The organism is Achromobacter veterisilvae, assembly GCF_037619525.1.
Taxonomy (GTDB): domain Bacteria; phylum Pseudomonadota; class Gammaproteobacteria; order Burkholderiales; family Burkholderiaceae_B; genus Achromobacter; species Achromobacter veterisilvae.
Window position 1 is genome coordinate 3558664 of record NZ_CP148753.1, and the last position, 14154, is coordinate 3572817.

General features: G+C 67.7%; 12 protein-coding genes. 6 read left to right on the forward strand and 6 right to left on the reverse strand.

Annotation, left to right across the window (positions count from 1 at the left end; all coding sequences use genetic code 11):
• Nucleotides 1-46 precede the first annotated feature (46 nt).
• Nucleotides 47-754: a succinate dehydrogenase iron-sulfur subunit gene (locus WHX56_RS16590; protein ID WP_129244719.1), complete on the forward strand. Its 708-nt coding sequence runs from the start codon at nt 47-49 to the stop codon at nt 752-754.
• Here WHX56_RS16590 and WHX56_RS16595 read toward each other — a convergent pair.
• Nucleotides 751-1131 carry a cupin domain-containing protein gene (locus WHX56_RS16595; protein ID WP_338878405.1) on the reverse strand — a complete coding sequence of 127 codons (381 nt, stop codon included), beginning with the start codon at nt 1129-1131 and terminating at the stop codon, nt 751-753. The genes WHX56_RS16590 and WHX56_RS16595 overlap by 4 nt on opposite strands.
• A gap of 185 nt (nt 1132-1316) precedes the next feature.
• Here WHX56_RS16595 and WHX56_RS16600 point away from each other — a divergent pair, with 185 nt between their 5' ends.
• From WHX56_RS16600 to WHX56_RS16610, 3 genes are all read left to right on the forward strand, one after another.
• Nucleotides 1317-2279, forward strand: coding sequence for an alpha/beta hydrolase (locus WHX56_RS16600; protein WP_338878406.1), 963 nt, complete (start codon nt 1317-1319; stop codon nt 2277-2279).
• A 70-nt stretch (nt 2280-2349) separates the two neighbouring features.
• Nucleotides 2350-3267 carry an MBL fold metallo-hydrolase gene (locus WHX56_RS16605; protein WP_338878407.1) on the forward strand — a complete coding sequence of 306 codons (918 nt, stop codon included), beginning with the start codon at nt 2350-2352 and terminating at the stop codon, nt 3265-3267.
• 21 nt (nt 3268-3288) lie between these two features.
• Complete coding sequence (locus WHX56_RS16610; RefSeq protein WP_338878408.1) at nt 3289-4038, forward strand: SDR family NAD(P)-dependent oxidoreductase; 750 nt, start codon at nt 3289-3291, stop codon at nt 4036-4038.
• Nucleotides 4039-4103: 65 nt separating this feature from the next.
• Here the strand turns inward: WHX56_RS16610 and WHX56_RS16615 are convergent, their stop codons facing one another.
• From WHX56_RS16615 to WHX56_RS16630, 4 genes are read right to left on the reverse strand one after another with little or no spacing between them, the layout of a single operon-like run.
• Nucleotides 4104-8051: a cobaltochelatase subunit CobN gene (locus tag WHX56_RS16615; protein WP_338878409.1), complete on the reverse strand. Its 3948-nt coding sequence runs from the start codon at nt 8049-8051 to the stop codon at nt 4104-4106.
• Between the two features lie 8 nt (nt 8052-8059).
• Entirely contained in the window at nt 8060-8416 is a 357-nt protein-coding gene (locus WHX56_RS16620; protein WP_129244731.1) for a DUF2149 domain-containing protein, read from the reverse strand.
• Complete coding sequence (locus tag WHX56_RS16625) at nt 8413-8970, reverse strand: MotA/TolQ/ExbB proton channel family protein (RefSeq protein WP_129244733.1); 558 nt, start codon at nt 8968-8970, stop codon at nt 8413-8415. Before WHX56_RS16625 ends, WHX56_RS16620 begins: the two co-directional genes overlap by 4 nt.
• A 2-nt stretch (nt 8971-8972) precedes the next feature.
• Complete coding sequence (locus tag WHX56_RS16630) at nt 8973-11096, reverse strand: TonB-dependent receptor (RefSeq protein ID WP_338878410.1); 2124 nt, start codon at nt 11094-11096, stop codon at nt 8973-8975.
• A 223-nt stretch (nt 11097-11319) separates the two neighbouring features.
• On the opposite strand from WHX56_RS16630, the gene WHX56_RS16635 reads away from it, so the two are divergent.
• Nucleotides 11320-11748, forward strand: coding sequence for a TOBE domain-containing protein (locus WHX56_RS16635; protein ID WP_129244737.1), 429 nt, complete (start codon nt 11320-11322; stop codon nt 11746-11748).
• A 73-nt stretch (nt 11749-11821) separates the two neighbouring features.
• Here the strand turns inward: WHX56_RS16635 and WHX56_RS16640 are convergent, their stop codons facing one another.
• Nucleotides 11822-12688, reverse strand: coding sequence for a LysR substrate-binding domain-containing protein (locus WHX56_RS16640; RefSeq protein WP_338878411.1), 867 nt, complete (start codon nt 12686-12688; stop codon nt 11822-11824).
• 157 nt (nt 12689-12845) lie between these two features.
• Between WHX56_RS16640 and eno the strand changes: the two genes are divergently transcribed.
• Nucleotides 12846-14135, forward strand: a complete 1290-nt coding sequence (gene eno / locus WHX56_RS16645) for a phosphopyruvate hydratase (RefSeq protein ID WP_338878412.1) — start codon at nt 12846-12848, stop codon at nt 14133-14135.
• Nucleotides 14136-14154 lie beyond the last annotated feature (19 nt).

Here is a 14154-nt window from a genome sequence, read left to right on the forward strand (position 1 = left end):
GCTACGATGATTCCGGCTACCTGGACTCCGGACAGAAGGGGGCGTCGTGACAAGTCGTCGAAAAATCGAAATCTACCGGTACGACCCCGACAAGGACGCCGCGCCGTACATGCAGAAGTTCGAGCTGGATGTCGCTCCCGGCGACAAGATGCTGCTCGATCTGCTGGTGCACCTCAAAAGCGTCGACGACTCGATAGGGTTTCGCCGTTCCTGTCGAGAAGGCGTTTGCGGATCGGACGCGATGAACATCAACGGCAGGAACGGTCTGGCCTGTATCACGAATCTGAATGAGCTTCCCGAACGAATCGTCCTGAGGCCGCTGCCGGGCCTGCCCGTCATTCGCGACCTGATCGTCGATATGTCGGCGTTCTTCATTCAATACCACTCGATCAAGCCTTACCTGATCAACGGCGATCCGCCGCCGGAACGCGAACGCTTGCAGTCGCCCGAGCAGCGCGAAGAACTCGACGGCCTGTACGAGTGCATCCTGTGCGCCTGCTGTTCGACCGCCTGTCCCTCGTTCTGGTGGAATCCCGACAAATACGTAGGCCCGGCGGGCCTGCTGCAGGCCTATCGCTTCCTCGTCGATTCGCGGGATCAGGCCACCTCGGAACGCCTGGACAACCTGGACGATCCGTATCGCCTTTTCCGCTGCCACACCATCATGAATTGCACCGATATCTGCCCCAAAGGGCTGGATCCCTCCGGTGCCATCGGCCACATCCGCGCGATGATGGCGCGGCGGATGATCTAGGCGCCGTCGTCGTCCGCCGCTTCCCGGGGACGCCACGCGCCAGGGGGATGGTGTATCAAGGTCAAGAGCACGACGGCCTGCGCGGGCGCATACAGGCTGTGGGGCTCGTCGCCTTGAAGCATCACCAGTTGCCCCTGCGCGAGGGTGCATTGGCGATCGGGGGTTTCGATATCGACCTCCCCGGCGAGGCAATGCAGCGTCAATACGCCCGGGACATGATGCGAGGGCATCCGGTGCCCCGCCGGCAAGACCAGACGGATCAATTGCAGCTCGGTCGTACGCAGCAGGCTGATGCTGACGGCGGGTTCCGGCTCTGAAGACGGCTGCCGATGGAACAGGTCGATGACTTCCAGGGGGTCCGCATGTTTCAGCGCCATAGTCGTCTCCGGTGTCGTGAACGGGAATGAGGCCATTGTACCGAGCCAGGCTTCCGCGGGATGCCGCCGCGCGTCCGCGTATTGGTGCGCGCCGCACAACAGAGTGCTTCCGGCGGCGGGCCTACCGCGCGTGAGGCCCCAGACCTACGATGCCTTCGTCATCTTCACCCGACGCAAGGAACCTCATGAACGACTCGCACAACCCGGCCCGCCGCAATCTCATTGCCGGCGGCGCCGTCCTCGCGGCAGGCGCTTTCGCCATGCGCGCCGAAGCCGCCCCGCAGCGCAGCCCCCAGCCCAACCGGAGCATTCCCATGACCACCGACACCCTCATCGCCAAGGACGGCACGCAGATCTACTACAAGGACTGGGGCGAAGGCCCGGTCGTCACCTTTTCCCATGGCTGGCCGCTCAACTCGGACGCCTGGGATGGGCAGATGCACTTCCTGGCGCGCAACGGTTTCCGCGTCATCGCGCACGACCGCCGCGGACACGGCCGCTCGGGGCAGCCCTCGTCCGGCAATGACATGAACGGCTACGCCGATGACCTGGCGCAACTGATCGAGACGCTCGGCCTGGAGCGCATCTCCATGGTCGGCCACTCCACCGGCGGCGGCGAAGTGGCGCGCTACATCGGCCGCCACGGCACCCGGCGCGTGGCGCGGGCGGTGCTCATCGGCGCGGTGCCGCCGGTGATGCTGAAGTCGGCCGCCAACCCCGAAGGCCTGCCGATCGAAGTCTTCGACGGCATCCGCGCCGGCGTGGCGGGGGACCGCTCGCAGTTCTACAAGGACCTGGCCATTCCCTTCTATGGCGCCAACCGCGCCGGCGCCAAGGTGTCGCAGGGCCTGCTGGACCAGTTCTGGCTGTGGAGCATGCAAAGCGGCCAGAAGAACGCCTACGAATGCATCGAGGCCTTCTCCGAGACCGACTTCACCGAAGACCTGAAGAAGATCGACGTGCCGACCCTGTTCATGCACGGCGAGGACGACCAGATCGTGCCGGTGCACGATTCGGCGAAGAAGGCCGCGCGGCTGGTGAAGAACGCCAGGGAAATCTACTACCCCGGCGCACCGCACGGCCTCACCGCCACCATGCAGGACCGCGTCAACGCCGACCTGCTCGCCTTCCTCCGCGCCCCGGCCTGACGGGCCGCGCTTTCCACCGCCACACCACGGGCGGCGCGCCGATGCGGGCCGCCCCTTTGGAGATTTCGCCATGCTTTCCGTAGACGACACTCTGCATTCCAACAGCCAGGCTCCCAGGGATCTGGTTCCCTCCCGTTACGCGCTGCGTGTCGGAGAGATCGACGCGCTGGTGGTCAGCGACGGCGTGCTGCCGCTGCCGACCGCGACGATGGCCACCAACGCCGATCCCGCCGACCTGGCGGATTGGCTGAACCACATGTTCATGCCGCCGGACGCGTTCGACTGGCCGCTGAACGTGATGGTGGCCCGCAGCGCGGGCCAGACCGTGCTTATCGACGCGGGGCTGGGCGGGCAGTTCCCGGGCTTTCCGCGCGCCGGGCAGTTCCCGCAGCGGCTGGAGGCCGCCGGCATCGCGCTGGAGTCCGTGACCGATGTGATCATTACCCACATGCACATGGATCACGTGGGAGGGCTGCTGGTCGCCGGGGTGAAGGAGCGCCTGCGACCGGACGTGCGCATCCATGTGTCCGCCGCCGAAGTCGAGTTCTGGACGTCGCCCGATTTCTCCCACACGGTCATGCCGAAGCCGGTGCCGGACGTGCTCCGATCCACCGCCACAAGCTTCTACAACGAGTACCGCGACCGGCTGCGGATCTTCGAGGACAGGCATGAGGTTGCGCCGGGCGTGGTCGTCCGGATCACCGGCGGCCATACTCCGGGGCACAGTGTGGTCGACCTGGTGTCGGGCGATGAACGCCTGACCTTTGCCGGCGACGCCATGTTCCCGGTCGGGTTCGACCACCCCGATTGGCACAACGGCTTCGAACATGACCCCGAGGAGTCGGCCCGCGTTCGCATCGGCCTGTTCCGGGAACTGGCGCAGAATCGCGGGCTGCTGGTGGCCGCCCATCTGCCGTTCCCGTCCGTCGGCCGGGTGGCGGTCGACGGCGACGCCTTTCGCTGGGTTCCGGTCATCTGGGATTACTGATCGCTTCATCGAAGGAAACCCATGAAAAAACTCTCGGGAAAGACCGCTGTCATCACCGGCGGAAACAGCGGCATCGGCTTTGCCGCGGCCCGCGCCTTCGTGGCCGAAGGCGCGCGCGTCGCGATCCTCGGGCGGCGGCGGCAGGCCGTCGACGACGCGGTGGCGCAACTCGGAACCGCCGCGTTCGGCGTGGTGGGGGACGTCGCCGAGCTGTCGACGCACGATCGCCTGGTGGCCGAAGTGCGCGAGCGCTTCGGCACCATCGACATTTACATGGCCAACGCCGGCATGAACAATATCGAGCCCTCGCCGGCGGTGAGCGTGGACAGCTACGACGCCCAGTTCGGCACCAACGCGCGCGCCGTGTTCTTCGGCGTCAACAAGGCGCTGCCGCTGATGCGCGACAGGGCCTCCATCATCCTCACCGGCTCCATCGCGAGCGCGAAGGTGCTGGAAAACCACGCGGTCTACGCCGGCTCCAAGGCGGCCATCGGCGCCTTCGCGCGCGCCTGGGCGCTGGAGTTCAAGGCCAGGAAGATCCGCGTCAACGTGCTGAGCCCCGGTCCCACCGACACTCCCATCCTCGAAAAGCTGGGCGTGGCCGAATCGGACCGGCCGGCGTTCGAGCAGGGCATGGCCTCGGCCATTCCCCTCGGACGGCTGGGGCAACCGGACGAACTGGCCCGCGCCGCGCTGTTCCTGGCGTCGGACGACAGCAGTTTCATCACGGGAGTCGACCTGCGCGTCGACGGCGGCATAGCGTTGGCTTGAGGCGGTTCGCCGACGGCGCTGTCGTAGCGCCTGTCGAAATGTGGCTGTAGCTGGCGCGCGGCCGCCTACCACCGGGCCGGCCGCAAGGCGCCCAGCGCCACGAGTCCGGCCGCCGCCAGCAGCCAGCGCCACAACGCGTCGGGCGCGGTCCGCAAGGGAGCGGGGGCGCGCGCCTCCAGCGCGTAACCCTGGACCTGCACGCCAGGAGGCGCCGCGCCGGGCTCTTCCGCGGCGGGCGGGGCCAGCGCGGGCGCGGGCTGCGCCTGCGCCGGCGCCGCGGAACGGCAGCCGGGCAGCGCGCAGTCGGCCCCGTATCGCGCCACGCTTTGCGCCAGCGCCTGTTCCAGTTGCCGCCGATCCGCGGCATCGGCCCGCCACGCGCCCCGGTCGATCGCGGCGACCAGGGTTTCGAGCAAGTGCTGGCGCGCATGCGGATTGTGCCGGTCGAAATAGTCGTCCAGGCCGAGGTCGAATTTGTCGTCGACATAGACGGCCTTGACTTCGGACCAGTCGGCATCGCTCACCAGCCGGGGCGTCGTGACGTCCCACAGGAGCAGGTGCGCGGGCAGGTCGGCCATGTAGCGGGCGCCGTTGTAACCGCTGTCCTGCATGGCGCGGATCCAGGCCGGATTGAAGTAGCGCGATTGCAGCTCGCGGCCGAAGGTCCGCGCCAGCGGTTCGAGCCGTTCCGCGCCCGGCCGGCTGTCCTTCAGGTCGGCGACATAGTTGGTCACCTCCCTGCCGGTATGTTCACGCACCGCCATGCCGATGCCGCCGAGGTACGCGGCCGGCATGCTGGTGTCGAGCAGGCCGTAGGTGTTGGAACTGCGGCTGAAGACGGCGGCCTCCACGCCGGACAATTGCGCCACGAAACCCTGCGCATCGGGCGCGCCGCTGTCGCCTTCGCCGTAGGCATGGCCCAGGCGGTCGGTGTAGAGCCTGGACAAGCGGGCGTCGGTCCAGTCGGCCCCCGCCTGTATCGCGAACTGGGTCGAGGGCGAGTAGGCGCCGGGCGCGGTGGAATAGATGCGGCGGTCGGCCCGCGCGCGCGCCTCGGGCGCGGCCACGCCCGCGGCAAGCAATTGTTCCGCGATCGCCAGGCTGTTCGCGCGCACAGCGTTGTCGCGTTCGTCCGCCGCGGACGCCAGCCGGGCGGCCTTCGCCAGCAGGGCGATCTTGTCGCCGAAGTGGTCGCGATAGGTGCCCGAGGTGGTGACCAGCACGTCCACGCGCGGGCGTCCCAGCGCGGCGCGGCTGTCCAGCGCGACGTCGATGACTTCGCCGCGCGGATTCCATACTGGGCGGGCGCCCATCAGGCGCAGGATCTGCGCCTCGACGGCACCCTGGTTCTGGGCCGATTCGACCGACCAGAGCACGAAGGCCACCTTGCGCGGCATGACGCCATGTTCTTCGCGATACGTGTCGATCAGGGTGTCGGCCATGCGCGATCCGGTCTCCCAGGCTTCGCGCGTGGGCAGGCGCCGCGTGGCGAAGGTGTAGGGATTGCGCCCGGGCGGAAGCGCGTCGGGGTTGCGCACGGCGTCGGCCATGGGGCCGGGTTCGATGTAACCGCCGTTGAGCGCGTCCAGCAGGGCGTCGATCTCCCGCGGCGCGGCCGCGACGCGCGCGGCGTAGTCCTGGATGCGCGCCGCCATGTCCGCCGGGGCCTGCCGCGCGCCGTCCGCCATCGCCGCGCGCACCGCCTCGATCGACGGGGGTTCCGCCATATCGCCCGCCAGCATGGCGTGCACCATGCGCGCCGACCCGTCGGCGCCGGGAGCCTGGCCCAGCACATGCCCGCCGACCGGCATCGCCGCCGCCGAGACTTCGGCAAGATAGCGGCGCAGGGCGGCGTCCAGCCGCGGCCACGGCGCATGCGCCACGTCCAGGCCCAGCGCGCGCGCGTGGCCCGCGGCCAGGCTTCGCACGGCCTGCCTGGCCGTCTCGTCGGACGACTGCGCGGCGGTATCGAGCCGGTCGCGCAGGGTGGCGAGTTCGGGCGGCAGCGGAGAGCGGGCGAGGGCCGGCATGAAGCCGATGGTCACCGCGTTGGCGCGCCGCTTGTTGCCGATGCCGCCGTTGGCCTGCAGGGGCGTGGGCTGTATATGCGGCAGGTCGCCGATCAGGCGGCCGATCCAGTCATCGCGGGACGGCCCCTGTTGCTTGCCGGGCATGAGCGACAACTGGGTGAACAGCGGTACATAGGCGTCGGTATGGCGGTCGCGCGTCATCCATAGATAGAACGCGATGTATTGATGATGCGGCGGCAGCGCATCGGTCGACGCCAATGCGCCGGCGTCCTGCAGGAAGCCCCAGACCGGATGCGGCGCGGCGATGACCTTGCCGAAGCGCAGCATCGGAATCACGATGGAGCGCTGGCCGTCCTCGGCGGTGTGCACCATGATGCGGCCGGGAGGAGGGCCCCAGCGCGCTTCGGTCGCGGCGCGCAAGGCTTGCGGAAGCTGCCGGTACCAGGCGAGATACCGCGCTTCGGGAATCGCCACCGCGTCGCCGGATTTCAGGCGGCGCGCCAGTTCGGCCTGCGCGCGCGCATACTGCTCGTCGGATTCGCCGGCATGGCAGGGGCTGCCCCACAGGCCGGCGCTCACGTTGCTGCCGTCGCGCGCCATGCGCTGCGCCAGCGCGTCCGCGTCCGGCAGGGGGGCGGCGCCGACGTCGTAGCCTTCGTCCCGCAGCCGCCGCAGCAACGCGGCCAGGCTGGCCTGCGCGTCCAGGTAGCTGTCCGGATCGCTGCCCACGTCGGCCTGGTCGGCGGCTTCGCTGTGGTAAGAGATTACCAGCCGCTTCTCCGCGTTGGGCAGGCGGCGCAGCCGTGTCCAGGCCAGGGCGCGCGCCACGCGCCACGACACCTGTTCGGCGAGCGGCTCGTGCAGCACCGCGCCGTCTTCGCGCAGGCGCCGCGCGCCCACCATCATGGGTTCGACGACGCCGTTCGCTTCGCTGAGCGCCAGTTGTCCGCTGCGATCCGGCGCGAAGCCCCCCGGGTCCGCGCGCCATTCGGCCAGGTCGCGCGTGTAGTCGGTGGTGCAGCCCAGCACGGCCACGCCGAGCGCGCGCGCCTCGTCCACGCCGGCCCGGTGGGCGGTGTAGTCGATCTGGCTCGCGCAAAGCACCAGGGCGTCCACCGCGGGCTTGCCGTCGGCGCCGCGCAGAGGGCGCAGGGAATCGTGGCTGTCGCTGCGCCACAGGGGCACCGGCAGGCCGCCCTGGCGTTCGGTCTCGCCGATCAGCGCATCGATCACCGCCGCGTTGTTTCCCAGGACCAGGCTGCGATAGAACACGATGCCGATCCGGGGCCGCGTGCCGGCGTCCGGCAGGCGCTGGCGCGTCCACGCCAGATAGGCATCGACGTCCGGGAAGACTCCGTCATGCGCGGGATGGTAGAAGGCGCGGTCGGGATACTCGATGGGCGGCTCGAACGGCAGCGGTAGGCCGAGGACGCGCGCGCCCAGATAATCCAGCAGGCGCGTGTAGTTTTCGACGGTGCCGTTGCGCCAGTAGGCAAGGGCTTGCGGCACCGCCGAGGCGGCGACGTTGCCGCGTACCCATTCGTCGCCATTGATGACGAGCACGCGGGTCCGCTTTGCCGCCGCGTCGAAGCGGGCCCGGTACTGGGCCAGGCGCGGGCCGATGCCTTCGACCACGACCAGGTCGTAGGCCGACAGGTCCACCGAATCGATCCCGGGCAATTGGCCGCCGCCCAGGCCGTAGAGGTCGATCGCGAGGGTGCCGGCGCGCCGCGCCGCGGCGGCGCGCATCAGGGTCGGCTGCTGCGCGAGTTCGATCGAAATCACGGCCACGCGCGGACGCGCGCCGGCGCGCGCCGGAGGGTCATTCGCAGCCTGCGCCCAGCCCGCGAAGGCCAGCGCGACCAGGGCTGCGCAGGCCGCGGCCAGCCGGGCGAACGCGCGCGCGGTTCGCAGCGGCGCGGCTGCCTGAAGGGCGCGATGCGTGCCGCCGGCTGCCGGGAGTTCAACGGTTCGTGTGCGCATGGACGTTCCTATTTCGCCGCTTCGCCCGGCTCGGGGACATACACCACCTGTCCGTCCGGCAGGCGGTAGGCGGTGCCCAGGCGTTCGCCCTGTCCGGACAACTGGCGATCCGTGACCCGCTCGACCTTGACCTGTTGCTGTGTCTTGCTCACCACTTCAAGTTCGCCGTCGGCGGTCTGGCGCGTCAGCGTCCAGGACGCGTCGGCGCTGAGCAGATCGGTCGAGCCCAGCACCGAGAACAACGCCAGGGCCATGGCCACGATGAAGGCCAGGCTGGCGTCGAACAGATTGGCCACGCCCGCGAGCGGGTCGTCGTGATGGGCGGACTCAAGCCGCGAGCGGGTGAACCTCAAGCGGGATTTCATGCGGGCCGCTCCGTCGGGCTGGCCGCCTGCGCAGCGCGCAGCGCGCGTTCGGCATACAGCCGCAGGGCGTCCAGGTCTTCGCGCTGCCAGCCTTCGCGGACCATCGCGATGACATGCGCCGCGACGCCGATCGCGATGCCGACGATGGTGGCGGAGAATGCCACCACCATGTGTTCGGCCAGCGCCGGCAGATCGCCGCGCGCCAGGCCGTTCAGCGCGGCCGCCATCGGGATCAAGGTGCCCATCAGGCCGAGCGACGGCCCCGCCCGCACTGCGAAGCGCACCGCGTTCAGGCTGCGCAGGCTGGCGTGCTCGGCGCGGGCCAGGACGCGTTCGATAGCCAGGTCCAGGTCGGCGCCGGGTGCGGCGGCGGCCGCGTCGATCTGGGCCGCATGGCGCGCCACCGCCGGCCGCCGGCCGCGCCAGCGGACGGCGGCGCTGCGCGCGAACATGCCCAGCGCCACCAGGGTCCAGACCACCAGCGCCACCAGCAGGAGCAGTACGGGCGCGAACAGCAGTTGAGAGACTTGCTCCAGGACGAATTTGGGATTCATGATTAGAGGGCTCGCGTGTAGCGCAGGTAATAGGCACGGCCGGGCATGGTGTAGTCGGCCTTTTCGTAGTAGTCGCGGTTGAAGAGATTCGACACGTCGAACCGCAGGGTGTCCTTGGGCGTGACCTTCCACCGCGCGCTCAGGTCCACGACCGTGAACGGCCTGTTTTCGAACAGGCCGCCGCGGCCATCGGTGAAAATGCTGCGCTGGCTGTTGTCGGTGTCGTAGCGGGTATCGACGTGGCGGGCCGTCAAGGTTCCCGACAGCGTGTTGCCGTCGCTGACGGTGAGCGAAAGATTGCCTTTCCATTTGGCCACGTTGCGGATCGGCACCGCGCCGGTGGCGTCGAAGTCTTCGGCTTGCAGCAGCCGGGTGAAGCTGCCTGAGATGCCGACGCGGCCCGCGGGCAGGCCGAACCAAAGGCCGGCGTCATAGGCCAGCCGCGCCTCGATCCCGCGCATGCGGGAGTTGTCCGCGTTTTCGTAGCTGCTGACGCGCTCGGCGGCGGTGTTGCTCACGATCACGGAGCGGATGCGGTCGCGAATGCGCGAATCGAAGTACGTCAGGTCCGCGTCGAGCCGGCCATCGGCATAGCCGAGGCCGATGTCCCAACTGCGGTTGCGCTCGGGTTCGAGACCGGCGTTGCCCATCGTGACGCGGCGCTGCGCGCCCGCGTATTCGACGTTTTCACCCGCGAGTTCGCTGCCCTGCGGCGGCGCGAACGCCGTGCCGGCCGAGCCGTGCACCCGCCATGAGTCGGTCAGCTTGAAGACCGCGCCGCCGCGCGGGTTGAAGCTGGTGAAGTCCGACGAACCGGGGCTGTAGCTTGTCTTGTAGGGCGTGGCGCGAGTGCTGGAACGGATCCAGTCGTAGCGGCCGCCCAGGGTCAGGATCAGCCTGTCGTCGAGCCAGTTGCTGGCCCATTCCGCGAAGACGCCGTTGCTGTCGCGGCGTTCGTTGGGGCTGAACGGCGCCAGGCGCTGGCCTTGGGCGCCATAGGAGTACCGATCGGCCTCGACCCGCTGCCAGTCGGTGCCGTAGGTGAGCGTCATGCTGTCGGCGAAGGCCCACACGTCCTGCACCTGATAGCCCAGGTACCGCGACTCGGTGCGGCTGGAACGGTAGCGTTGCGCGGCCGCGGGCACCGTGATGTAGTTGTAGTTCTCGCGCGAGGCGTAGGCCGTCGCCGTGATGAGGTGATCCCGCGGCGCGATGGTGAAGCGCAGGTCGCCGCCGAGCCGGTCGGTTTCGTTGGCGGAGGCATTGGGCGGATCGAAGCTGACCGGGCCCGGCGCGTTGTTGCGCAGGTCGGCCCAGTCGATCGTGGCGTCGACGCGCACCATGCCGGTCAGGTCGCTGCCGATGCGCGCCTTGCCGGACGTGCGGCGAAAGTCGCTGTTGGGCCGCTTGTCGCCGGCGCCGGTGGTGAAGTCCCCATTCTGATTCACGTAGCCGACGGCCAGATCGAAATCGGTGCGATCGGACAGGGAGCCGCCCAATGCGAAATCGGTCATGCGCGTATCGAACGAACCGTATCCCACGCCGATCGAGCCGCCGATCGGGCCGGTCGACCGGCGCGTGATGATGTTCACCACGCCGCCCATGGCCGAGGCGCCGTACAGCGACGAAGCGGGGCCCTTGAGCACCTCCACGCGCTCGATGCTTTCGGGCGAGAGTGTCGTGAAACTGGTGGATCCCGAAGGCCGGCCGTCGATCAGCACCAGCGTGCGCGGGTTGATCGTGAACTCGAAGTTCGGCCGCATTCCGCGCAGGCCTATGCCCGCCAGCCCATTGGGATACTGGATCACATCGACGCTGGCGTTCTTCTTGAGTTGATCGATGAAGCTGTTGGCGACCGTTGCCTGCAACACATTGCCATCGACGACTTCCATCGACGAGGCCACGTCATCGAGGCGCTGTTCGTTGCGGGTGGCGGTGACCACCACAGGATTCAGCTCCACCACCTGGTCCAGGGCGGCCCCGCCGTCTGGCGCGGCGCCGGGCGAGCGTCCGTCCCCGTCATCGGCGGCCTGCGCGCTGAACGTCAAACACAGCGCGGCGCCCAGCGCCGCGAATCGCCTGCCGTCACGCCCCGACGGCCACACATGCACAGACTTCTTTTTCATCCCGCTGCTCTCTAAGCCCTGCTTAAATTTGGTAATGATATAACATATCAAATCAATACCGAAATTTTTGTGCATGCAGCCGCCGGCCCAGGGTAGGTCCTTTCAACGGCACGTACTATTATTCAAAAGGCAGCTTTGGCGCATCGCTGGAAACGGCGGTTGCGCCTTTCCGGGAGCCGGAGAAATCGCTGAAGTCGCAAGCCCACACGTCCAGGAGGCGTTCATGCAAACAAGTGCCCGCAATCAACTATCCGGCGAAGTGGTCGCCTTTACACGGGGATCGGTCAATGACGAGGTCGTGCTGCGCACGACGGATGGCCTGGATGTCGCGGCAATCATCACGCATGGCAGTTCGCTTTCGCTCGATCTCGCGATCGGCAAGGCCGCCATTGCGTTGGTAAAGGCATCATCGGTACTCATCATGGTCGATACCTCCGCCGCGCAGGTGTCCGCCCGCAATTGCGTTGGCGGGGTGGTCAAGGCCATTACGAAGGGCGCCGTCAATAGCGAAGTCATCGTGGAAGCGCCGGGTGGCGCCCAGATCGCGTCGATCATTACCAACAATAGCGTCGAACGCCTCAATTTGAGCGTCGGCAAGCCTGCCACCGCGGTTTTCAAGGCATCGAGCGTCCTCATCGCCGTTGATGCCTGACCCCCGCTGCGCAGCGCCGAAGGCAACGCCCACGCACCGGACGAGGTGGCGGCGGGCGTTGGCCAGCGCGGCGTCAGGACGCGTCAGCGAGCGCGTCCCGCAGCCAATCTACAAAAACCTCCGCCTGGGCATTCATCCGTCGTCCGGCCGCGGGCAGGGCGCGTAAACCTTCGTCGAATTCTACGGATCCGAACGGGGCGACCAGTGTGCCGTCGGCCAGTTCACGCGTGATCAACCGCTTTTCCACCAGGGCGACGCCCAGTCCGGAAAGCGCGGCCTCGATGCAAAGATGGGTGTGCGGGAACTCCAGCACATCTCCGCGGGCGACGGATTTTCCAGTCTTGATTTCCCACTGATTCCAGGCGCTGGAGGTGTACTCGTGCGCGATCCGTACGCGCTTGCCGGGAGGCAGCTTCGCGCAGGCAGGCACGCAGACCGCGGCAAAGCTCACTGGGGCCAGGGGAATGGCGCGCCGCTGATCGGCATCGGTGTAATGGGACATGTCCCAAGCCACCAGCAAGTCCGCGCCTTCATTGCGCATTTCGCGTGCCGATGTCATGGACAGCCGGATCCGGATGTCGGGGTGTCTGCGATAGAACACCGCCAGTTGCGGCACCAGCCATCGCATTGCGAAGGTCGCGCTGCACGCCACGTGTACGCCGGGTCCCGACGCATGATTCGCGAGACTGCTGTAGGCGCTTTCCAGTTGATCGAACGCGGACCGGGCCGCGGCGTAGAAGTCGGCCGCCGCCGGCGTCATCCGCAGGCCCGTGCCGTCCTTTTCGAAGAGTTCGACGCCCGCGTCGTCCGCCAACAGCCTGAGATGCCGGCTGACCGCGCCGTGGGTGCGTGCCAATTCCTCGGCCGCCCGCGTGACCGAGCCGGTGCGCGCGACCGCTTCGAACGCCCGTAAGGAAGCCAGCGGGGGGAGTTTTCGCATGAATGCCCATCTGTCAGAAAAACTGACGAAGCCACAAAACAAATCGATTTTCGGATGCTAGCAGGCTGGATAGCATTCTTCAAAGAAATGTGCCGGATCGCGGTCATGGCATAGGGCTAACTACGTTCAATTAACTGACATATTGGAGTCATGCGGCATGCACATTACCAACATCGGCGCGCACGAGGCGCTCGACAGCCGGGGCAACCCTACGCTGGAGGTGGAAGTCGAGTTGTCGGATGGCGCCAGCGGGGTGGCGCTGGTGCCGTCCGGGGCATCGACGGGCAACCGGGAAGCCTGCGAACGGCGCGACGGCAACGCGGAACGCTTTCGAGGGCGCGGCGTCCTGGATGCCGCCCGGAGCGTGAATACGGAACTGCGCGGCTTGCTGCTGGGCATGCGCGCGGATCGGCAGGCGGAACTCGATCAGGCGATGATTTCCCTGGATGGCACGGAGAACAAGCGCCGCATCGGCGCCAATGCGATCCTGGGCGTATCCCTGGCCGCGGCTCGCGCGGCGGCGTCCAGCCTCGGTGTTCCTCTCTGGCGTTACCTGGGCGGCAGCCAGGCTTGCGTCATGCCGGTGCCCATGATCAATGTGCTCAACGGCGGCGCCCACGCGGACAATCCGCTGGACTTCCAGGAATTCATGATCCTGCCGGTGGGCGCCGCGTCATTCGCGGAAGCCGTTCGTATGGGCGCCGAGGTGTTCCACTCGCTCAAAGAGGTTCTGAAGCGCGCGGGTCATGCCGTCAATGTGGGCGATGAAGGGGGCTTCGCGCCCGACCTGCGCACCGCCGTCGAGGCGCTGGACTTCCTGATGGATTCGATTGAACGGGCAGGGTTCAGGCCGGGCCAGGACATTGCGTTGGGGCTCGATCCGGCCGCCAGCGAATTCCACAGCCCCGCGGGCTACCTTTATGCCGGACAGGACCGCCACTTGAGTTCCGAAGAGCAGGTCGATTATCTGGCGGAACTGGTGCGGGCCTATCCGATCGTGTCGATCGAGGATGGCATGGCAGAAGACGACCCGGCCGGCTGGCAGATGCTGACCGCCAGGCTGGGAGATCGTTGCCAATTGGTCGGCGACGACGTGTTCTGCACCAACCCGGCCCTGTTTCAAAGCGGAGTGGAGCAGGGCATCGGCAACGCCATCCTGGTCAAGATCAACCAGATCGGCACCCTGACCGAAACCCAGGAGGTATTGCGCATTGCCGCCAGGCACGGATATCGCGCCGTCATTTCGCATCGCTCCGGCGAAACGGAAGACACCAGCATCTCGGATCTGGCGGTGGCCGGCAATGGCGGATTCATCAAGACCGGTTCGATGTCGCGCTCGGACCGCACGGCCAAATACAACCGGCTGCTCAGGATCGAGCGCGAGATCGGCGCCGGCGCGATCTACGCGGGTCCGTTATCGTTTCCCCGGGTAATTCGCCCCAATTGAGTGTCGGATCGCCCTTGGC